The following is an 18,503-nucleotide window of genomic DNA, read 5'->3' on the forward strand; positions in this document are numbered from 1 at the left end:
GAGTTGCGGGGCGGGGGCGCGAGTGGCGGGCGGTTCGGGTCGCCCGGCCGTTCTCAGCCGTTCCCGCCCCCGGTGCCCTGCCCGTCCCCGATCCCCGGCAGCCCCGTCCAGCGCAACTCGGCGGGCAGGTGGGAGAGGTCGTTGTGGACGAGCACCGAGGGCAGTCGGCCGGGAGCGTAACGGAGCACGGTCAGCCCGGTGTTGGCCGGGGTGAGGCCCATCCAGCGCCACGCGGGGGCGTCGAGCGCCTCCCGTATCAGCCAGCTCACGAGGAAGGCGTGGGTGACGAGGAGTTCGTGGCGGGGCAGGTCCCCGTCGACGGGCCCGGTGAACCGCCGGAGCGCCTCCTTGGCGAGTACCGCCCCGGTCTCCGCCTCCCGCGCGGTGGTGTCCGCGAGCCACTTCATGAGCGCGTCGGCGGCGCCGGCCGGCAGCTCGGCCCGCGTCGGCAGGTACGGCACGTAGTCTCCCGCCTCCTCCGACTGCTCCAGAGGAAGTTGACCGGCCCGGCCCTTCCCGGCGGCCTCGGCGACGAGGCGGGCGGTCTCCACGGCGCGCGGCAACGGCCCGTGGTGCAGGACGGAGAAGGGCACCTCCCGGAGCCGGTGCCCGAGCAGCCGTGCCTGCCGCCGCCCGGCCTCGGTCAGTCCGGAGCCGTCCGGGGCGGCCTCGGCGTGGCGGACGACGTAGAGGGTGCGGGGGGCGGGCACGGCGGTCTCCCTCGGGTGACGGACCGGGCCCGGACCCGCACCCGGCCGGTCCTGTCTACCAGCCGGTCCTGTCTACCAGTCGGTCCACGCCCCTGACGAGGGCGCGGAGGAGGCAGGGGCGGCGGGCGGGAGTGCGGCGCTGTCGCCTCCGGGCGGCCCCGGCGAGGCGTTCGGCCTCCGCCTGCCGACGGAGATCGCGGACCCGGGCGCGGATCAGGAGCTCGGCCGCGTAGTTGTTCATCACCCGGGCGATGCTGGGGCCTCCCCCAGGGACAGGGTCAACACCCGGGACACGGGGCGCCGATGACGGGGTCTGCGACGGGTGCCTGCGACGGGCTGTCAGCGGTGGGTGGACGGCGCTCGCGGCGCGGGCGTGTGGCGGCGGAGGACGGTGAGGGTCACGAGCAGGGCGGCGGTCAGCAGCCCCGCCCCGACGGTGAACGCCAGGTGGTAGCCGCCCGCGAGGGACTCGGCCGCCCCGTGGCCCTGGGCCCGCAGGTGGCCGGTCCGGCCGGCGGCGAGCGTCGTGAGGACCGCCGCGCCCAGCGCCATGCCGATCTGCTGCGAGGTGTTGAACAGCCCGGACACCAGTCCCGCGTCGGCGGACCCGGCCCCCGACATGCCGAGCGCGGTCAGTCCGGGCAGAGCGAGCCCGAAACCGGCGGCGAGCAGGAGCAACGGCAGTACGTGCACCGGGTAATGGGCATCCACCGGTATCCGGCTCAGCAGCAGTTGCAGGGTGATGAGGAGAAGGAGCCCGGCGGGGACGACACGGCGTTCACCGAAGCGCGCGTTGAGCCGCGCGGAGACGCCGAGCGAGAAGACCCCGATGACCACGGCGGCCGGCAGCATCGCGAGTCCGCTCGCCGTCGCCCCGTAGCCGAGCACCTGCTGGAGGTACAGCGCGAGCACGATCTGGAAGGCGAACATCGCGGCGACCGTCAGCATCAGCACCACGTTGGCCCCGGCCACCGCCCGGGAACGCAGTACACGGAGTGGCATGAGCGGCGTACGGGCCCTGGCCTGCCGTACGAAGAAGCCGGCGAGCAGCAGCAGCGCCAGCGCCCCCAGGCCCAGCGTCCGGGCCGAAGTCCAGCCGTGCGTATCGGCGTTGACCACGTCGTGGATGCCGAGCACGAGACCGGCGGTGACGAGCAGCGCCCCGGGCGCGTCGGTGCCCGCGCGCAGCCCCGGCCCGCTGTCGGCGGGCAGGGAACGCAGCGCGCCGAGCACGACGGCCACCCCGACCGGCAGGTTGACGAGGAAGATCCACTGCCAGCCGAGGGCGTCGGTCAGCACCCCGCCCAGCACCTGGCCGAGGGAGGCGCCCACCGAACCCGTGAACGCGAACACGGCGAGCGCGCCCGCCCGTTCGCGGCGTCCGGTGAACAGCGTGACCAGGATGCCGAGCGCGACCGCCGAGGCCAGGGCGCTGCCGACACCCTGAAGGGCGCGGGCCACGATCAGCGCGGCCGGGGAACCCGCCGTGCCCGCGCACACGGAGGCGGCCGTGAACAGCCCGATCCCGGCCAGGAACACCTTGCGCCGCCCTACCAGATCCCCCAGCCGTCCGGCGAGCAGCAGAAGGCCGCCGAAGGCCAGCAGATACGCGTTGACGACCCAGCTCAGCGAGGCCGCGCCGAAACCGAGATCCCGCTGGAGGGTGGGCATCGCGACGGTGACGATGCTCCCGTCGAGCACCGTCATCAGCCCGGACCCGGCGAGGACGGCGAGCGCGAGCCGGTGGCGGGGCGCCGGGGAGCCTCCCTGGACGGGATCTCCGAGCGGTTCGGCGGGTGATGGTTCCACGGAAGTGGACACGTTTCTCCTGTCAGAGACCCCGGGCCCAGGACCCCGAAGGGGGAAGCGGGAAGGGGAAGGGGAGGACGACAGGAGCGACCGTAGCAGATAGTTTCGTTGCGGACTATCTGATACGGGTGAAGTGATGAGGGGAGAGGTGAGGGGGAGGTGACGGTGGGGCGGATAGCGGATAGCGGATAGCGGATAGCGGATAGCGGATAGCGGATGGCGGGTGCGGTGGGTGGGGAGGCGGAGGGGGCTGTGCGGGTGGCGGCTTCTACTGCCGTGGCCGCCTGGCGCTCCCGCGTGTGGCCGGCGGCGCCTCGTCGGCGTCGGCGAGATGCCCCTCCGCCAGGGAGGTCAACGCGGAGAGCAGGGCCTCCCTGGCCTTCTCCGGCAGTGAGGCGAGCGCGTCGGTGTGGATGTGGTCCACGATCTCCTGGCTGCGCGCGGCGACTTCGGCACCCTTCGGGGTGACGGCGACGATCCGGGCCCGCCGGTCGGTGCCGGAGGGCCGGCGCTCGGCGAGCCCCGCCCGCTCCAGCGCGTCGACGGTCACGACCATGGTCGTCTTGTCCATGTCCCCGATCGCCGCGAGCTGCGCCTGCGTGCGTTCCGCCTCCAGGGCGTGCGCGAGCACGCAGTGCATCCGCGCGGTGAGCCCGATCTCGCCGAGCGCGGCGGCCATCTGTGTCCGCAGCACGTGGCTGGTGTGGTCGAGGAGGTACGAGAGGTCCGGTGCGGAACGGCGCGGCGACATGGCGGTCATGCTCGCAGCGTAACAATTCGTCCGTCGGCGGATGATCCGGTACGGGACGACATAAGGGGGTGCGGTTGGCGAGGTGGGGGGCTCAGTGAGTCTCCGCGCCGGGGGCGGCCGTCTCGGCGAACAGGTCCTCGGCGTGGGTGGCGAAGAGGGCGCGGTCGAGCCAGTCGTCGAGCGTGGCGGTGTCGGTGCAGGTGAGGACGCGGTGCCTCACCGGCTCGGGCACGACGATCTTGCGGAGCCGCAGGACGCGCAGGACGGAGAGCGCGACCCCTTCGGCCCTGCCCTCCTCGCGGCCCTCTCCCTTGCCCTCCAGGTAGGTCTCCTCGATGAGGGTTCCCCGCCCGGGAAAGTAGGTGCCCGGCATCAGCTTCCTCCACGTGTCTCGGGCCGGGGTCTGGCCCAGGCCGACTTCCAGTAGTTCGGAGTAGTACTTGACGGACTCGGGATCCGCCAGGCTCAGCGCCTCGGACAGTGCTTCCAGTATGTCCGGTACCCGGCGGTGGCGGGCGTGGGTCATCGCCGAGAACGAGGCGAGGGCCAGATCCTGGGCGGCCTCGGCCGGGTCGGTGATGACGGGGACGTTGTCGGGGCCGAGGACGAGTGCCCGCAGCGTCAGGGCGGACCAGCCGTCCGTACCCAGATGGACCGGGGCGGAGGCCCACGCGGCGGTACCCCGGTCCTGGCAGACGACCAGGAGCAGCGCGGGGCACTCGTACTTCGCCATGAGGTAGGCGAGGTAGTACGACCAGGAGACCGGCTTCGACTTGTCGCGGCGTCCCTGGGCCTCGATGGCGAGCAGGAACTCCTCGCCCGTGGACGGGGTGACGCGCAGCACGCTGTCGACCCGGCGTTCGAGCGGCCGGATCTCCGTGACGTCCGCGGAGAGGACGTCGACGGTGATCTTGGGCGGGAGGGGGACGTCGAGAATGCGGAAGACGGGCGAGAGGAGTTCGGGCCGGTCCTGGAAGATCCGGTGAGACGCCTCGTGCGGGGACGTGACCATGGCTGGAGAGTAAGGGCGAGGAAACGTTCAACTGCCTTGCGCATGCTGCCTGTTCACCCTTAAGAGGTGAGGGTGGGGCCCCGCCGTGACCCGCGCCCGACCGGCGAAAGCTTTCGTCGGCGGGGCGAGGGGGCTTGGGCCTGCGTACGTACGTCGAGGAGGACCGGGCCTGCGTACGTGCGAGGAACAGCGCGCCCTAGGCGTCGGCGGCCGCGTAGGCGTAGGCGTTCGCGTCCGCGCGATGTGGGCCGGCGAGGGGACACGGTCCAGCCGCGTGCCCGCCTCGCCCGCCCTCGTTCACGACACCGCGTCGGACAGCACGTCGTAGGCCGGCTGGTCGAAGGCCACGAGCCGGACGTCGGTCACCGAGGTCGGCGTGGAGCGCAGGGTGTCGACGGCGATGCGGGCGGCCTCGGCGGCGGGGAAGCCGTAGACGCCCGTCGAGACGGCGGGGACGGCGAGGCTGCGGGCGCCGAGTCCGTCGGCCACCTCCAGGCAGCGCCGGTAGCACGAGGCGAGCGCCTCGCGCTCCCCGTCGCCGCCGCCGTGCCACACGGGGCCCACCGTGTGGATGACGTGCCGCACCGGCGGGTCCAGCCGGTACGCGCCCGTGGCCTTGGCGTCGCCCGTACGGCACGGGGCGATGTCCCGTCCCGCGCGCGCCAGTTCGGGACCGGCCGCACGGTGGATCGCGCCGTCCACCCCGCCGCCGCCCTGAAGGGAGGAGTTGGCCGCGTTGACGAGCGCGTCGACATCCTGCCGGGTGATGTCGCCGAGGACGACGGTGAGGCGCGGGCCCGCCACGCGCGCCCCCTCTCCGGGCGCTCCGTTCCCCCGTGCCGCGTCACCGCGTGCCGTGTCCCCGCGCGTCGCGTACTCGTCGGTGCGGGCGGCCTCCCGCTGTTCCCCGGGCTCGTTTCGCTCGCTGTCTCGCTCGCTGTCGCTCATGCGGCGATCCTGCCAGGGGAGGGGGGCGGGGACGGGGGCGACGTGCGCCGGGCCCCGGGCAATCCGGTGTCCGAGTGCCCCGCTGTCCCACCGTCCCTGGTGGCCCCCTGCCCGCTGCCCGGGATCAGCCGGTCAGTCCCTGTGCGCGCAGGTCCGTCCACAGGGACTCCGGTACGTCCACGCCGAAGCCCGACAGGTTCGTGCGGACCTCGGCGGCCGTGCGCATGCCCAGGACGATGCCCGCGACGGCCGGGTGCCGCAGCGGGAAGGCCATCGCGGCCTGGGGAAGGCTCACCCCGTGGGCCTCGCAGACCTCGGCGATCCTGCGGACCCGGGCCAGGAGTTCGGGGGCGGCGGGAGCGTAGTCGTACGAGGCGTCGGCGGCCGGCCGCGGGGCCGCGAGGACGCCGGAGTTGAACACGGAGGCCGCGACGACCGACACGCCCCGGCTCGCGCACAGCGGCAGCAGGCCGGTCCGCGCGTGCTGCTCCAGCAGGGTCCAGCGGCCCGACAGCATGACGACGTCGGTGTCCGTCTCCCGGACGAGCGTGCTGAGCTTCGTGTCGTCGTGCATGCCCGCCCCGACGGCACCGACCACGCCCTCGGCGCGCAGTTCCGCGAGGGCGGGGAAGCCCTCGCGCAGCGCCTCCTCGAAGTGGTCCTCCGCGTCGTGCAGGTAGAGCACGTCGACCCGGTCCAGGCCGGTCCTGCGCAGGGAGTCCTCGACGCTGCGGCGGATACCGTCCCGCGTGAAGTCCCAGATCCTGCGGTGCGTGGCGGGCACCTTGAAGGCGCCGTCGAGCCCTCCCGCCGGGTCCTGCGGCACCAGGAGACGGCCCACCTTGGTGGAGAAGGTGAAGCTGTCCCGGGGCCGGGTGCGCAGGAAGGCGCCGACACGGCGCTCGGAGTGACCGATGCCGTAGTGCGGCGCGGTGTCGAAGTAGCGGATTCCGCTGTCCCACGCGGCCTCCAGCGCCTCGGCGGCAGCGTCCTCGTCCACCGCACGGAACAGCCCGCCGAGCGGACCGCCACCGAATCCGACCTCGGTGATCTCCACGTCGGTGCTGCCGAGTCGTCTCCCGCGCACGCCGGCTCTCCTCCGCTCGTCGTCCACCATCCGTGGTTCACCGCTGCCGCCACCGGTGCCGATGGGTCTCTCGTCACGACGACGGCGCGGCCGGACGGCGGGTGGAGGTCAACCCCCCTACGAACCGCCCAAGTTAGGTGCGGCTCCGGCCGGGCGCAACACGATAACGAGTCCCGGAGGCCATGTCCCCGGCCGCACGGAGTGACGTCGCCCTCAGGACGTGGGGACGGGGGGACACACGGGGACACGGGGACGCGGGCGAGGCGCGGGAAGGGGCGCGGCCCCTCACGCCCGCCGGTCCCGGCCGAAGGACGGCCCCGTACCCGGCGGGCCCTCCTCCACCACGGCGATCTCCCCGGTCACCACGGCGATCTCCCCGGCCTCCAGAGCGACGTAGAGGCCCGGTCGCGCGCCCGCGTGGACGGTCTCCCGCGCGTCCTCCACCGGGGCGAAGCACAGCCCGTGCGGTTCCGAGCCGGCTCCGGCCAGTGGCCCGAACCGTTCGACGCGCCCCTCGGTGTCGATGGCCCCGAACCCTCCGCTCGCCCATTCGGTGAACCAGCAACGCCCGTCCGGGCCGAGGGCGATGGCGTGCGGGCGGGCCCCGGAGTCGGGCAGGGGGAACTCCCGCACCTCCCCGTCCGTCGTGATCCGCGCCACGCGGCCCGCGCCGATCTCCACGCACCACAGGGCCCCGTCGGCGCCGAGCGTGATGCCGACGGGGGCGGCGCCGGGTGTGGGCAGGGCGTACAGGCGGACGGTGCCGTCGAGACCGATCCGGCCCACCGCGTCGGCCTGGTTCAGGGTGAACCACAACGCCTCGTCCGGACCGGCCACGATCCCGGAGGGGAAGCCGCCCTCGACCGGGAGCGGGAACTCGGTGACCTCGCCGTCCGTGGTGACGCGCCCGATCCGGTCGCCGTTCAGTTCCGTGAACCACAGGGCGCCGTCGGGGCCGGGGGCGATCCCGTACGGCCCGCAGCCGGGGGTGGGCAGGGCGTACGACCGGGACCGGCCGCCGGTGTCGACGCGCCCGACGCGATGGTCGCCGCCGCGCGTGAACCACAGCGCGCCGTCCGGGCCGGAGGTCAGTACGGAGGGCCGGCAGCCCGGGTCGTCCAGGGCGTACGAGGTGAACTCCCGCCCACCGCCGCCCAGTCGGCCGATCCGGCCGGCGTGGACGAGGGTGCACCACACCGCCCCGTCCGCCCCGAGCGCGAGCGAGTACGGTCCCGCCCCGGCCTCGCCCACCGGCACCCGCCGTACGCGCTCCCGCTGGACGGGCCCGGGAATCGGGACGGGGGAAGCGGGCACAGGGGCGTGTGGAGCGGACATGACTGCCTCCGAAGGCTATAGCGACGTGTGTAGCTTTAAGTGGCCTAGGATGATGGCATGTGCCCCGTCCGCCTAGCAATGGAATTGGTCCGTGAACGCACCTGATCAGGGCAGCGAGCCCGTACGCCGCCCCGGTGGCCGCAGCGCCCGGGTACGCGCCCAGGTCCTGGAGGCCGTGTGCGCCCTGCTCGTGGAGCGGGGCTACGACGCCCTCACCGTCGACGCGGTGGCGCAGCGCGCCGGTGTGCACCGGACGTCCGTCTACCGGCGGTGGCGGGATGTCGGGGGACTGCTGGCGGACGTGTTCGACGCGGCGGGTGCCGACGACTGGCGGCCCCGTGACACCGGCTCGTTGGAGGGCGACCTGACCGCGCTCAACGAGGAGGTGCTCGCGGGCCTCTCCGAGGACCCGCCGGTGACACGGGCCCTCATAGCCGCCTCCTTCAGGTCGGCCCAGGCCGCCGAGGCGCTGCGCCGCTTCTGGACGGACCGGTATCTGCGCTGCGCCCCCGTCGTCGAGCGGGCCGTGCGGCGCGGTGAACTCCCGCCCGGTACCGACGCGCGGCAACTGCTCGTGGCCGGGACCGCCCCGGTCTACCACGAACTCGTGCTGCTGCGGACCGTGCCGGACCCGGACCTGCCCGCCCGCGCGGCCCGCGCCGCGGCGCTCGCCGGTGCGGCGGGGGCTTTCACGACGCGAAACGCTGTGAGGGCGAACAGGGCCCGCACCAGCACGACGTGAACGAGCGCGACGTGAACGAGCGCGACGTGAACCAGCGTGACGTGAACGGGCCGCGTACCGGTACGGCCCCGTCCGTGGCCGTCGTCGGCCGGGGCGGGAAGGCCGGGGTCAGACGCCCAGCGCCCGGCACACCTCGGCCGTGAGCCGGTCCGCCGCGTCGAGGGCGGAGCCCAGCGTGTCCGCGGTGGTGCCGAGGGAGGCGAACAGCGCGTGCGCGCGGGCGGCGAAGTCCGGCGGCGCCAGCGGTAGTTCACCGGCGGACCGGACGGCTCCCTTCTCGTTGAGCACCCACGTTCCCGAGCCCGCGTGCAGTCCCTGGACGAGCAGCCCCACCGCGCGGAACAGGCACCCCGCGACGTAGAAGCCGTCGCCGCGCGCGGCCCCCTTCCGGGCCCCGCCCAGGATGAACGGCGCCTCCCAGCGCGTGTTGTCGACGAGCGCGGCGGACAGCGCGGCCGGGTACCGGCTCGCCGCCGAGCGCAGCTCGCGCAGTTCCCCTCCCGGGTCGGAGAGCACCTTGCCGAGCACCAACTCCCCTACATACGTGGGGGAGTAGAACCCGAGTGGATGCCCCGGCTGGGTCCCCACCTCGAACCGCCCCACCGCGCACTCCTCCCGGACACGCCGTACCCGGTCGAGGTCGCGGTAGATCCAGTCGACCCGCGTCCCGTCGACCGTGAGCCACGCGCCGCCGTCCACCCAGGGCCCCCAGCCGCCCGGCTCAGTGGCCTCGACGGCCTCCCCGGTGAGGTCACGGGCGATCCGGCGCAGCGCCCCGGTGTCCAGCCGGCCCCGGTAGTACAGCCCCAGGTCGACGTCGGAGTCCGGGGCGTGCGCCCCGCGCGCCCGGCTGCCCCCGAGGCACACCCCGACCACCCCGCCGACCTCGGTGGTCAGCCGTTCCGCCATCCGCTCCCAGCGATCCATACGGGAGATTGTGCCGCGCACGGACGGAGGTGGAGGCGGAGCCGGACGGGGAGCCGGAGGTGGCGGTCGCGGCGGGGCGGTGGGCTGACGGACGGGCCGGACGCGGCGGCGCCGTCGCGCGACAGGGCCGCCCCGGCCCTCAGTTGCTGATCGCCGGTGCCGCGCGCAGATACGTCGTGTCCGTGGTGGCCTGGCGGAGCAGGAAGTCCGCCATGTCGGCGCGGCTGATCGAGAGGCCCACGACGCCGTGGCCGTAGTGCCCGGCCCTGACGTCGCCGGTGGCGGGCCCGTCGTTGAGCCGGGCCACGCGCACCAGCGTCCAGTCCAGGCCGCTCGCGCGGACCGCCTCCGCCGCCGACCGCACCTCTGCCCAGGGCCGGGGCGCGGCCGTTCTGACCAGCCGGACGAGGGCCCGGCGCTTCAGGTCGGGCCGGTCCTCCGGGTCGGGGACGCTGCACGTCGACACGACCACGAACCGGCGGACTCCGGCGGCTTCCATGGCGGCGATGATCCGGCGGGTGGCGGCGCTCTCCGAGCCGACCCCCTCGATGACCGCGTGCGCGCCGCGCACCGCTTCGAGAAGCGCCGGCTCGTCGTCCAGCTGCCCTTCCACCACGCGCAGGCCGGGGTGGGCGATGCCGAGTCTGGCGGGCGTGCGGGCGTACGCGGTGACCTCGTGCCCCGCGTCGAGGGCCTGCCGCACCAGCAGCCTGCCCATCCGTCCCGTCGCGCCGAAAACCGTGAGCCTCATGGGGCAGCCACCATCCTTGGGGGAACCAGCGAGCGAGTGCACCGGAAACCGCGGCGTCCACGCGTCCGCACACCGTGCGTCCACACACCCACACGTCCGTGCGTCCACACATCCGTGCGTCCACGCTTTCGCGCGACCGCTAAAGAATGCTTACTGGTAAAGCTAGCACGGCGGTCCGGGATGATGGGGGCATGGAGCAGGCGGAGGAGGACCCGGGGGTGGCGGACGTGGAGCGCCCCGGGGCGGAAGGGGTGGAGTCCCCCGGGACGCAGGAGGCGCGGGACCCCGGGACGGCGCGGTGCATGGAGATCCTGTCGGTCGTCGGCGACCTGTGGACGCTGGCCGTCGTGATGACGCTGGAGGGCTCCGAACTGCGCTTCAACGAACTCCTGCGGGCGATCCCCAAGGTGAACGCGGTCACCCTGACCAGCCGGCTGCGCAAGCTCGTGGACGCGGGCGTCGTCAGCCGGGTGACGGAGTCGAGGAGCAAGCAGTCGACGGTGTACGCGCTCACGCCGTTCGGCCGCAAACTGCTGCCGATCGTCCACGCGGTACGGAGCGTCGCCCTGGACCTGGAACGCTCGGGCCACGCCCCGCCCCGGTGAGGGAGGGGCGAGGCTGCCGGTACTCCGTAGCGGCCTCCGCCCTCCCCGCGTCACTCCCCCGCGACGAGCAACCGGTACCCGTAGTCCACGGTCTCCCGCCCGAGCAGGCCGGCGTGGCGGCGGTGCCACGCGCCGGAGTCGAGGTCGGCGCGCAGGCGGGCGATCGCCGGTTCCACGACGGAGTCCGGCAGTCGCGCGAAGGTGGAGTTGGCCCGCCGCACGGCCGGGTCGAGGAAGGACTCCGGACGGCGCCAGTAGGCGGTCTGGAAGCCGTCGGTGAAGTCGTGCGGGATCTCGAAGGGCAGGACGGTGTGCGCGCCGAGCGCCTCGGCGACCTCGGTCAGCGGCGCGAAGCGGGCCCGCTCCAGCTCAAGGATCTCCGGGAGGTACTCGTCGAGCAGCCACAGACGCGGCAGGTGGTCCGGGTCCCAGGTGAAGACGGCCTGCCTGCGGGCGACCCGGCGCAGTTCGGCGAGCCCGCGCCGCTGCTCGGGCCAGTGGTGGAGGGTCATGACGGCCATCGCCGCGTCGAAGGAGCCGTCGGGGAAGGGCAGTTCCTCCGCGCTCGCCTTCACCTTCCTGTCCCGCGCACCCGGGTGCTGGTCGAGCATGACCTGCGAGGGGTCGACCGCCGTCACCTCGGCGCCCTCGGGTTCGTACGAGCCGGTGCCCGCCCCGACGTTGACGACGGTGCGGGCGCCCGCCAGCGCCCCGCCGATCAGGGCGTGCAGCCGGGGGTCGGGGACCCGGATGTGCCGGTACCCGGTGCCGATGTGGTCGTAGACCGCCGGAGCGCGGCCGGAAGAGGTGTTGTCCATGGGGCCCAGCACAGCAGTTGAGGGGCGCGGACACCAGGGACGCGGCCCCCCCGTTACGCGGCCCCGAAGCCCCCCCGTCACGCGGCCCCGAAGCCCCCGTCCCGCGCGGCGGGCTCCGCGGCGGCCGGACGCGCCCTCCTGGGCAGCAGGAGCGGGGTGAGGAGCAGGAGGACACCGGACAGCGCGATCGCGGACAAAGGGCTGGTCAGGGTGGCGAGAGCGCCCCAGGCCAGCATCAGGGCGGCCTGGAGGAGCTTGCCGGCGGCGCTCCACGTGCTGAGGACCCGGGCGGCGTGGTCCAGGGGAGTGCGGCGCAGGCGTTCGGCCGCGTAGAGCGGGTTGAAGACCCCCGTGCAGGTGATCAGCAGACCCTCGACGACGATCACCACGAGAAGCCCCGGCACGCCGGGACGCACGAGGACGAGACCGAGCGGGAAGAGCGACCTCAGCCAGCCGGAGACGTACATGACCCGGTCCTGCCCGAAGCGCCGCACGAGCCGTGCGGAGAGGCGGGCGCCCGCGAACCCGCCGAGCGCCGGAACGCCGAAGGCGAGACCGTACTGCCAGGCCGGGAAGTGGTACCGCCCCAGCAGGAGGACGGACAGGAGCGGGGCCGTGGCCATGATCAGGCCGCCGACCAGCACCGAGTTGAGGAACAGGCCCCGCAGGGCGCGGTCACGCAGGATGAACCGCCAGCCGCCCAGAAGACCGGCCCCGCGCGCCCCCTCCGTCCGCGTGCGGGGTGCCGCCACGTCGCCCCCGCCGATGCGCAGGACCCCGCACGCGGACAGCAGGTAGCTGAGGGCGTCGGCCAGGACCGTGGCGACCGGGCCGAGCGCCCCGGCCAGCGCACCGCCCAGGGGTGGCCCCACCGCGGTCGCCGCCCAGCTCGTGGCCTCGAACCTCCCGCTCGCCGAAAGGAGTTGCTCCCGGGGGACGAGGTACTTCAGATACGCGCCCGACGCGGCGGAGAAGGCGAGGTTCGCGGTCCCGGACACGACCGAGACGACCAGGAGCTGCCCGTAGGTGAGCAGGCCGAGGACGTACGCGGCCGGGACACTCGCCATCGCGGCACACCGGATCAGGTCCGTCGCGATCATCACCGGCCGCTTGGCCCGGTGCTCGACCCACGGCCCGAGCGAGAACGCCACCACCGCCGCGACGGCGAGCCCGGCCGCCTCCAGGAGCGCCACGGCGAAGGCCGAGGCGTGCAGCACGCGGACCGCGAGCAGCGGAAACGCGCCGAAGGCGGTCCACGTGCCGTACGTACTGACGGCGTAGGCCGACCACAGCCGGCGGAACTCGCGCCCCGGCCCGGGGTGCGGACCCGCCCCCCGCCTCACGCGGGCGTCCCGCCCCGGCCCCGCGCGCATACCCATACGGCCCTGCCTCCCACCGAACGATCACTGGTTCCCCGCGCACCGGCCACCGGACGATCCGCGACCCGGCCACAACCATCTGTCCCCTCGCCCCATCCCAGCAGTCGACCAGCCCCTGATCAAACAACCGCCCTCCGCGTAAGCCACAACCATCAGTTGTGCACAGGCCCCGACCGGCGGTCTACGCTTGCCTCATGGACACGGAGGCGGTGCGCTCGTTCGTCCGGGCGGCGGAGCTGGGACAACTGCGGCACGCGGCCGACGAGCTGGGCGTCACCCAGCAGGCCGTGTCGAAGCGGATCGCGGCCCTGGAGCGGGAACTCGGCGTCCGGCTGTTCACCCGTACCGCCCGGGGGGTCGAGCCGACCCTCGACGGTCAGGCGTTCCTCCCGCACGCCCGGACCATCGTGACGGGGGCCGACCGGGCGCTCACCGCGATCAGGCCCGGCTCGCGCGCCCTGCGGATCGACGTACTCGGCCTGCGATCAGCGCAGGCCGTCCTCCTGCACGACTACTGGCGCTCGCACCCCGAGACCGAGCTCGACGTGGTGACCCTCAGGGTCGACGATCCGCGCCTGGCGGTCGCCGCGGTCCGGGCGGGCGAGGTCGACGCCTCGTTCCGCTCCGTGACCGACCCCGCCGCCCTGCCACGCGAGCTGCGCATGATCCACGCCTTCGACTCCCCGCTGGAACTCCTCGTCGGCCCGAGGCATCCGCTGGCCGCCGCGCGCTCACTGACCCCCGCCCAGCTGCGCCGGCACCGGATCTGGGTGCCGGGAATCGCGCCGGGCAGCGAATGGGCGGAGTTCTACGAGCAGCTCGCCGACGGCTTCGGTCTCCGCGTCGACGCGGCCGGCCCGAACTTCGGCAACGAGGTGCTTCTCGACATCCTCGCGGACTCCGCGGACGTGGCGACCCTCGTGGGCTCGCGCGACCGCTACCTCTGGCCGGCCGGGCACGACCTGCGCCGCATCCCGATCGTGAACCCGGCGCTCGCGTACCCGCTCTCGCTCCTCCTCCCGCGCACCGGCCCGCACCCCGGACTGGACGCGGTCGTCGCCCACTTCGAGAGCCTGCCACCGCTCCCGGGGGCAGTGTGGCGCCCCTCCTGGGCGCCGCCGCCCCGCACCCGGCCGAAGCGGAGGGACCGGTCCGCGGCCGCCGAGCCCCCCGGTGCGCGGTAAGGAGGGCAGAGCGGCGCGCCGACACACCAGCGCTGGTGAACCCCTCCCTTCCGGCACAGCGGAGCCCTTACGCACGTGAGGCGGGGCGCGCCCCCCGACCGGCCCGGCCGGTCCCCCCCTCAGCCCTTGACCGCCTCCGCGATCCGCCGGGCGGCCCGGCCGGGAGTGAGGTGCGTGGTGTCGACGACCTCGGCCTCGGCGTGCAGCCACGTGCGGGCCGCCTCGGCGTAGGGCTCAAGGTGGCGGAGCCGGAAGGACGAAGGCCCCGTCACCGTGTCCCCGTTGATCCGGCCGACAAGGGTCCCCCGATCGGCGTGCAGCACGAAGTGCCGTACCGGGATGCCGTGGTGGGCAAGACCCGTGCTGATCTCGCGCCAGTACCGCTCGACCAGGACCGTCATGGGCATCACCAGGGTGCCGCCGGTGTAGTCGAGTACGTGATGGGCGGTCTCGACGACGAGTGGCCGCCATGGCGGCCAGTGCTGGAAGTTGCCCGTCCAGGGCAGCCCCGGCGTGATGTCCATGAGCGTCTCGCCGACCTTCTCGGCGTCGAACACCCGGGAATCCGGCAGCAGTCGCTGCACCAGGGCGCCGGTCGTCGTCTTGCCCGCGCCGTGCGTTCCGTTGAGCCATACGATCACGGGCCCCACGCTAGCGCCGTACCGGCTCCGGGAGGGGCAGGGCGGACAGGCCCCGAACGCGCGACCACCGCCGCCACGGACCCCCTCACCCCCTCACCCCCTCGCCTCCCGCTGTCGTCACCGCTCGACGACGTCGGCGACCACACAACTGACGTTGTCCGGGCCGCCGGAGGCGTTGGCCAGGGAGACGAGTTCACGGACGGCCCGCTCGGGGTCACCGGTCCCGGTGAGCACCCGGCGCAGGTCCCCGGCCGGCACGACGGTCGACAGGCCGTCGGAGCAGAGCAGGTACCGGTCCCCCCGCCGCGCGTCGTGCAGCCGGATGTCGGGCGCCGAGTGGGCCGTCCGGCCCAGCGCCCGTACCAGCAGCGAGCGTTGAGGGTGGGAGGCGGCCTCCTCCGGGGTGAGGCGCCCCTCGTCCACCATGGACTGCACCATGGTGTGGTCGTGGGTGATCCGGAACAGTTCCCCGTCGCGCAGGAGGTAGACGCGGGAGTCACCGATGTGGACGAGGGCCAGCCGCGACCCGGTCCAGAGCATCGCGGTGAGCGTCGTGCCGGTGTCGTCGGGGGAGGCACCGCTCACGGTGACGTCGTGCACGGCCCGCCTGGCCTCCTCGACGACCTCTTCGAGGACGTTGAGGAGGTCGCCGGCGGGGATGCTCCCGGCCGCGAGCTGTTCCAGGTTCCTGAACGCGCCGACCGCGGCCGCGCCGGCGGGCGCCCCGGCGCTGCCCCAGCCGTCGGCGACGGCGAGCAGCGCGGGCCCGGCGTACACGGTGTCCTGGTTGCTCTCGCGCACCAGGCCCGTGTCGGACAGGGCGGCGTAACGGATTTCCAGCGGCTCGGTGGTCGGGGACAAGGCGGGATCCTTCCAGGACAGGTGGTCGACGAGGAAGCCGGCCAGGTCCCGTCGCGCGGCGGTCTCGGCCTCGACCCCGGCCCAGAACGCGCGCACCTCCGAAGCCGCCGCGGCCGGGTCCAGCGCGCGGACCCGCCGGATACGGGCCAGCGGCATCCCCAGTCGCCGGAGCCAGGCGACCAGGCGGGCCTGGTCCAGCTGCTCCGGCGCGTAGAGGCGGTAACCGGTCACGGGATCGACGCGGGCGGGCGTGAGCAGGCCGAGCTCGTCGTAGAGCCGCAACGCCTTGGGCGACAGCCGGGACGCCTTGGCGAAGGCCCCGATGGTCAGCAACCGCATGCCCGTCCCTCCTCGTACCGGGCACGGCGCCCGGTCCCACCGATCCTGCGGGCTCCCCCAGGGGGAAGGTCAACCGAGGGCCGCGCCGGGGCTCGCGGACACCGACTTTGGGCCGGGCCACCGGGATTCCGCCACGTCATGCGCGGAAACCGCCGGCACCGGCGCCGTGTCCGCTGCCGTCCGGTGCCCGCCCCGCATGGGGGAGGCCCCGAGAGGAGCCCCGTGAAGCCCCGTGAGGGGCCGCCCCGACAGCGAGGGGCCCGTCCTGACCGGCGCCGCCACCCCGTACTCCGCCTGTCCCGGCCCGGTGACCGTCCGCCTCGGCATCGTCGCCCGCCCGGAACCCACGACCGTGGGAAACGGGGTGCACCTCGGTCTGGCCACCACCTCGGCCGCCCGTCAGGCCGAGCCGGTCGCGCGCCCGACGGATGGACCCCGCCCCCGGACAGTGGCGCGTCACACTTTTGCAAGCGGGTGCTTGCAGAAGTTAGCGGGGGTGGGGCAGGGTGGGGGCATGGCAACGCTCAACGTCGGTAACCTCGGTGGCTTTCTGCGGGAGCAGCGGCGGTCCGCGCAGTTGTCCCTGCGGCAGCTCGCCGATGCCGCCGGGGTGTCGAACCCGTATCTGAGCCAGATCGAGCGCGGGCTGCGCAAGCCCAGCGCGGAGATCCTGCAACAGCTCGCCAAGGCGCTGCGGATCTCGGCCGAGACGCTGTACGTGCAGGCCGGCATCCTCGACGAGCGGGACCGGACCGAGGTCGGTACGCGGGCCGTGCTGCTCGCCGACCCCTCGCTGACCGAGCGGCAGAAGGAGACGCTGCTCCAGATCTACGAGTCCTTCCGCCGGGAGAACGGCTTCGCGGCCGACGCCCCCTCCGCGCCCGCCCCTCCCTCGCCCTCCGGCACCAGAACCGATGCCGCCGACGCCGCCGACGCCGGTTAGAAGTCGCCTCGTTCGCCCGGGTGGGAAGTCAACTCCGCGACGGGCGCGACGCGTTGCTCAACGCCCCTCATCTCGCACTGTGTTCCGGGAGGACCACGCCATGGCCATCACCGAAGACCTGCGCAAGACCCTCACCGACCCCACCCCCCTCTACTTCGCCGCCGGTACCGCCGATCTCGCCGTTCAGCAGGCGTTGCGGCTCCCGCAGTTCATCGAGCAGGTGCGGACCGAGGCGCCCGCCCGGTTCGAGGCCGTCCGGGCCACCGGCCCCAAGGAGGTCCAGGACCGGGCCGCCGCGCGGGCCAAGGAGGCCCAGGGGCTCGTACAGGCCAAGGTCACCGAGGTCCTGGGAAGCCTCGGCTCCCGCGAGGCCCGCGAGGCCGAGCTGAAGCGGATCGCCGAGACCGCGCAGGGGCTCGCGCTGCGCGGGGTCGGGCTCGCCGCCGAGTACGCGGTGCGCGCCAAGGAGACCTACGACAAGGTCGCCGAGCACGGTGAGAAGACCGTGCGGACCTGGCGCGGGGAGGCCGCCGAGGACCTCGTGGACGTCGCCGCCGTCGTCGAGCCCGAGGCGCCCGCCCCCTTCGCGCCCAAGGTCGCCACCGACCCCGACGCCGGACCCGACGACGCCCCCGCCCCGGCCGCCGCCCCGAAGGTCGCGACGGACCCGGCCGAGGAGGTGCCCGCCGCGCGCAAGCCGGGCGGGGCGCGCAAGGCCCCTGCCGCGAAGCCCGCCGCCAGGCGTGCCGCCAAACCGGCCGCCAAGCCCGCCGCCCGGCCGGCCGCTAAGAAGGACGCCGCGAACGAGGGCGGGGACACCGTCGCCGGGGAGTGACCGGACGGTACGAGACCGCGCGGGCCCCGCGGTGCGAAAGCGGGGCCCGGGGGTGAGTACGCCGTGCGTGCGGGCGGGCGGCGGTGGGTACGGTACGTACGTCTCCGTACGTGTGTGCCGCCCTCCGCGCCGCGGGGTGCGTGTCCGCCGGGGACCGCGGCCGCCCGGGGGCGGCCGCGGTTGCTGCGCCTCGACCGTGTTGCCGGACCTTCCCGGTACGGTGGGCAGTCAGCTCTCGTGGCCCCGGCCGGGGCCCGGCTCGTGGCGGTGGGGCTGTGGCCGCCCACCGGTCTACCGGCGTACCCGCGGGGAAGAACAAGAGCGGCCGGCGAAGCCAGGGCAGCCGGACAAGCAGTCGAACCGGACGGTGACCATCGTGTTGATGCAGGGATTCAGCAACTTCATGTCGTTGCTGTCGATCGCGCTGATCCTCTTCAGCGCCTTCGCGTTCTTCGACAGTCTCTTCCGGCGGGGGGACGCGTTCCGGGCCGCCGACAAGCGGACCAAGCCGTTCTGGGCGATCGTCCTCTTCCTCGCGCTGGTCGTCAGCCTGTGGCTGCCGATCCTGTCGTTCCTGCCGATCATCGGGCTCATCGCCGTCATCGTGTACACGGTCGACGTGCGGCCCGCGCTCAGGCAGGTCACCGGGGGCGGCCGCAGGCGCGGCGGTTCCAGCAGCGACGGGCCCTACGGTCCGTACAACGGCGGCCGCTGAACCAGTCGTGCCACGGGCCCCGGCCCCTCGTGACCCGCGGCGCGGGGTGCCCGGCCAGGCACAGGCCCGCGCGGCGTCCGTCGGCGCTGATGTCGACGGTGCACAGGGTCA

General features: G+C 74.0%; 19 protein-coding genes. 6 read left to right on the top strand and 13 right to left on the bottom strand.

The window, feature by feature from the left end:
• Positions 1 to 53 precede the first annotated feature (53 nt).
• From ACFYMP_RS05950 to ACFYMP_RS05980, 7 genes are all read right to left on the bottom strand, one after another.
• Complete coding sequence (locus ACFYMP_RS05950) at positions 54 to 710, bottom strand: histidine phosphatase family protein (protein WP_388851185.1); 657 nt, start codon at positions 708 to 710, stop codon at positions 54 to 56.
• A gap of 339 nt (positions 711 to 1,049) precedes the next feature.
• The gene (locus ACFYMP_RS05955) at positions 1,050 to 2,531 is read right to left on the bottom strand and encodes an MFS transporter (RefSeq protein ID WP_388851188.1); all 1,482 of its coding nucleotides are present in this window, start codon (positions 2,529 to 2,531) and stop codon (positions 1,050 to 1,052) included.
• A gap of 256 nt (positions 2,532 to 2,787) precedes the next feature.
• Positions 2,788 to 3,279, bottom strand: a complete 492-nt coding sequence (locus ACFYMP_RS05960; RefSeq protein ID WP_388851191.1) for a MarR family winged helix-turn-helix transcriptional regulator — start codon at positions 3,277 to 3,279, stop codon at positions 2,788 to 2,790.
• Positions 3,280 to 3,361: 82 nt separating this feature from the next.
• Positions 3,362 to 4,282, bottom strand: coding sequence for a hypothetical protein (locus ACFYMP_RS05965; RefSeq protein WP_388851194.1), 921 nt, complete (start codon positions 4,280 to 4,282; stop codon positions 3,362 to 3,364).
• Positions 4,283 to 4,579: 297 nt separating this feature from the next.
• Entirely contained in the window at positions 4,580 to 5,086 is a 507-nt protein-coding gene (locus tag ACFYMP_RS05970; RefSeq protein WP_388852242.1) for an O-acetyl-ADP-ribose deacetylase, read from the bottom strand.
• A gap of 268 nt (positions 5,087 to 5,354) precedes the next feature.
• Entirely contained in the window at positions 5,355 to 6,317 is a 963-nt protein-coding gene (locus ACFYMP_RS05975) for an aldo/keto reductase (protein ID WP_388851197.1), read from the bottom strand.
• A 285-nt stretch (positions 6,318 to 6,602) separates the two neighbouring features.
• Entirely contained in the window at positions 6,603 to 7,652 is a 1,050-nt protein-coding gene (locus tag ACFYMP_RS05980; protein WP_388851199.1) for a virginiamycin B lyase, read from the bottom strand.
• A gap of 91 nt (positions 7,653 to 7,743) precedes the next feature.
• Here ACFYMP_RS05980 and ACFYMP_RS05985 point away from each other — a divergent pair, with 91 nt between their 5' ends.
• Complete coding sequence (locus ACFYMP_RS05985; protein WP_388851201.1) at positions 7,744 to 8,394, top strand: TetR/AcrR family transcriptional regulator; 651 nt, start codon at positions 7,744 to 7,746, stop codon at positions 8,392 to 8,394.
• A gap of 108 nt (positions 8,395 to 8,502) precedes the next feature.
• On the opposite strand, the gene ACFYMP_RS05990 is transcribed toward ACFYMP_RS05985, so the two are convergent.
• Positions 8,503 to 9,321: a nucleotidyltransferase domain-containing protein gene (locus ACFYMP_RS05990; RefSeq protein WP_388851204.1), complete on the bottom strand. Its 819-nt coding sequence runs from the start codon at positions 9,319 to 9,321 to the stop codon at positions 8,503 to 8,505.
• Between the two features lie 139 nt (positions 9,322 to 9,460).
• Positions 9,461 to 10,072 carry an NAD(P)-dependent oxidoreductase gene (locus ACFYMP_RS05995; RefSeq protein WP_388851208.1) on the bottom strand — a complete coding sequence of 204 codons (612 nt, stop codon included), beginning with the start codon at positions 10,070 to 10,072 and terminating at the stop codon, positions 9,461 to 9,463.
• Between the two features lie 191 nt (positions 10,073 to 10,263).
• On the opposite strand from ACFYMP_RS05995, the gene ACFYMP_RS06000 reads away from it, so the two are divergent.
• The gene (locus tag ACFYMP_RS06000) at positions 10,264 to 10,677 is read left to right on the top strand and encodes a winged helix-turn-helix transcriptional regulator (protein ID WP_388851211.1); all 414 of its coding nucleotides are present in this window, start codon (positions 10,264 to 10,266) and stop codon (positions 10,675 to 10,677) included.
• Between the two features lie 50 nt (positions 10,678 to 10,727).
• Here the strand turns inward: ACFYMP_RS06000 and ACFYMP_RS06005 are convergent, their stop codons facing one another.
• Together ACFYMP_RS06005 and ACFYMP_RS06010 are read right to left on the bottom strand one after the other, a co-directional pair.
• Entirely contained in the window at positions 10,728 to 11,495 is a 768-nt protein-coding gene (locus ACFYMP_RS06005; RefSeq protein ID WP_388851214.1) for a class I SAM-dependent methyltransferase, read from the bottom strand.
• 77 nt (positions 11,496 to 11,572) lie between these two features.
• Positions 11,573 to 12,838, bottom strand: coding sequence for an MFS transporter (locus ACFYMP_RS06010; protein ID WP_388851217.1), 1,266 nt, complete (start codon positions 12,836 to 12,838; stop codon positions 11,573 to 11,575).
• Positions 12,839 to 13,068: 230 nt separating this feature from the next.
• Between ACFYMP_RS06010 and ACFYMP_RS06015 the strand changes: the two genes are divergently transcribed.
• A complete protein-coding gene (locus ACFYMP_RS06015) occupies positions 13,069 to 14,058 on the top strand; it encodes a LysR family transcriptional regulator (RefSeq protein WP_388851220.1) in 990 nt (329 codons plus the stop codon).
• 119 nt (positions 14,059 to 14,177) lie between these two features.
• Here ACFYMP_RS06015 and ACFYMP_RS06020 read toward each other — a convergent pair whose 3' ends face one another.
• Both ACFYMP_RS06020 and ACFYMP_RS06025 read right to left on the bottom strand, forming a co-directional pair.
• Positions 14,178 to 14,699, bottom strand: coding sequence for an ATP-binding protein (locus ACFYMP_RS06020; protein WP_388851223.1), 522 nt, complete (start codon positions 14,697 to 14,699; stop codon positions 14,178 to 14,180).
• 117 nt (positions 14,700 to 14,816) lie between these two features.
• Positions 14,817 to 15,899: a protein phosphatase 2C domain-containing protein gene (locus ACFYMP_RS06025; RefSeq protein WP_388851226.1), complete on the bottom strand. Its 1,083-nt coding sequence runs from the start codon at positions 15,897 to 15,899 to the stop codon at positions 14,817 to 14,819.
• Between the two features lie 514 nt (positions 15,900 to 16,413).
• Here ACFYMP_RS06025 and ACFYMP_RS06030 point away from each other — a divergent pair.
• The 3 genes from ACFYMP_RS06030 to ACFYMP_RS06040 all read left to right on the top strand — a co-directional run bounded on the left by ACFYMP_RS06030 (position 16,414) and on the right by ACFYMP_RS06040 (position 18,392).
• The gene (locus ACFYMP_RS06030) at positions 16,414 to 16,842 is read left to right on the top strand and encodes a helix-turn-helix domain-containing protein (RefSeq protein WP_388851229.1); all 429 of its coding nucleotides are present in this window, start codon (positions 16,414 to 16,416) and stop codon (positions 16,840 to 16,842) included.
• Positions 16,843 to 16,942: 100 nt separating this feature from the next.
• On the top strand, positions 16,943 to 17,677 hold the full coding sequence (locus tag ACFYMP_RS06035; RefSeq protein ID WP_388851232.1) for a hypothetical protein: 735 nt from the start codon (positions 16,943 to 16,945) through the stop codon (positions 17,675 to 17,677).
• A gap of 382 nt (positions 17,678 to 18,059) precedes the next feature.
• Positions 18,060 to 18,392 carry a DUF2516 family protein gene (locus ACFYMP_RS06040; RefSeq protein WP_388852246.1) on the top strand — a complete coding sequence of 111 codons (333 nt, stop codon included), beginning with the start codon at positions 18,060 to 18,062 and terminating at the stop codon, positions 18,390 to 18,392.
• Positions 18,393 to 18,503 lie beyond the last annotated feature (111 nt).

It is taken from the genome of Streptomyces sp. NPDC007088, from assembly GCF_042869355.1.
GTDB lineage: Bacteria > Actinomycetota > Actinomycetes > Streptomycetales > Streptomycetaceae > Streptomyces.

Coding starts and splice junctions, on each gene's coding strand:
- ACFYMP_RS06005 (WP_388851214.1), bottom strand. CDS start 11,495: ATGGACAACACCTCTTCCGGCCGCGCTCCGGCGGTCTACGACCACATC.
- ACFYMP_RS05960 (WP_388851191.1), bottom strand. CDS start 3,279: ATGACCGCCATGTCGCCGCGCCGTTCCGCACCGGACCTCTCGTACCTC.
- ACFYMP_RS05990 (WP_388851204.1), bottom strand. CDS start 9,321: ATGGATCGCTGGGAGCGGATGGCGGAACGGCTGACCACCGAGGTCGGC.
- ACFYMP_RS06040 (WP_388852246.1), top strand. CDS start 18,060: ATGCAGGGATTCAGCAACTTCATGTCGTTGCTGTCGATCGCGCTGATC.
- ACFYMP_RS06035 (WP_388851232.1), top strand. CDS start 16,943: ATGGCCATCACCGAAGACCTGCGCAAGACCCTCACCGACCCCACCCCC.
- ACFYMP_RS06030 (WP_388851229.1), top strand. CDS start 16,414: ATGGCAACGCTCAACGTCGGTAACCTCGGTGGCTTTCTGCGGGAGCAG.
- ACFYMP_RS05980 (WP_388851199.1), bottom strand. CDS start 7,652: ATGTCCGCTCCACACGCCCCTGTGCCCGCTTCCCCCGTCCCGATTCCC.
- ACFYMP_RS05965 (WP_388851194.1), bottom strand. CDS start 4,282: ATGGTCACGTCCCCGCACGAGGCGTCTCACCGGATCTTCCAGGACCGG.
- ACFYMP_RS06015 (WP_388851220.1), top strand. CDS start 13,069: ATGGACACGGAGGCGGTGCGCTCGTTCGTCCGGGCGGCGGAGCTGGGA.
- ACFYMP_RS06025 (WP_388851226.1), bottom strand. CDS start 15,899: ATGCGGTTGCTGACCATCGGGGCCTTCGCCAAGGCGTCCCGGCTGTCG.
- ACFYMP_RS05995 (WP_388851208.1), bottom strand. CDS start 10,072: ATGAGGCTCACGGTTTTCGGCGCGACGGGACGGATGGGCAGGCTGCTG.
- ACFYMP_RS06000 (WP_388851211.1), top strand. CDS start 10,264: ATGGAGCAGGCGGAGGAGGACCCGGGGGTGGCGGACGTGGAGCGCCCC.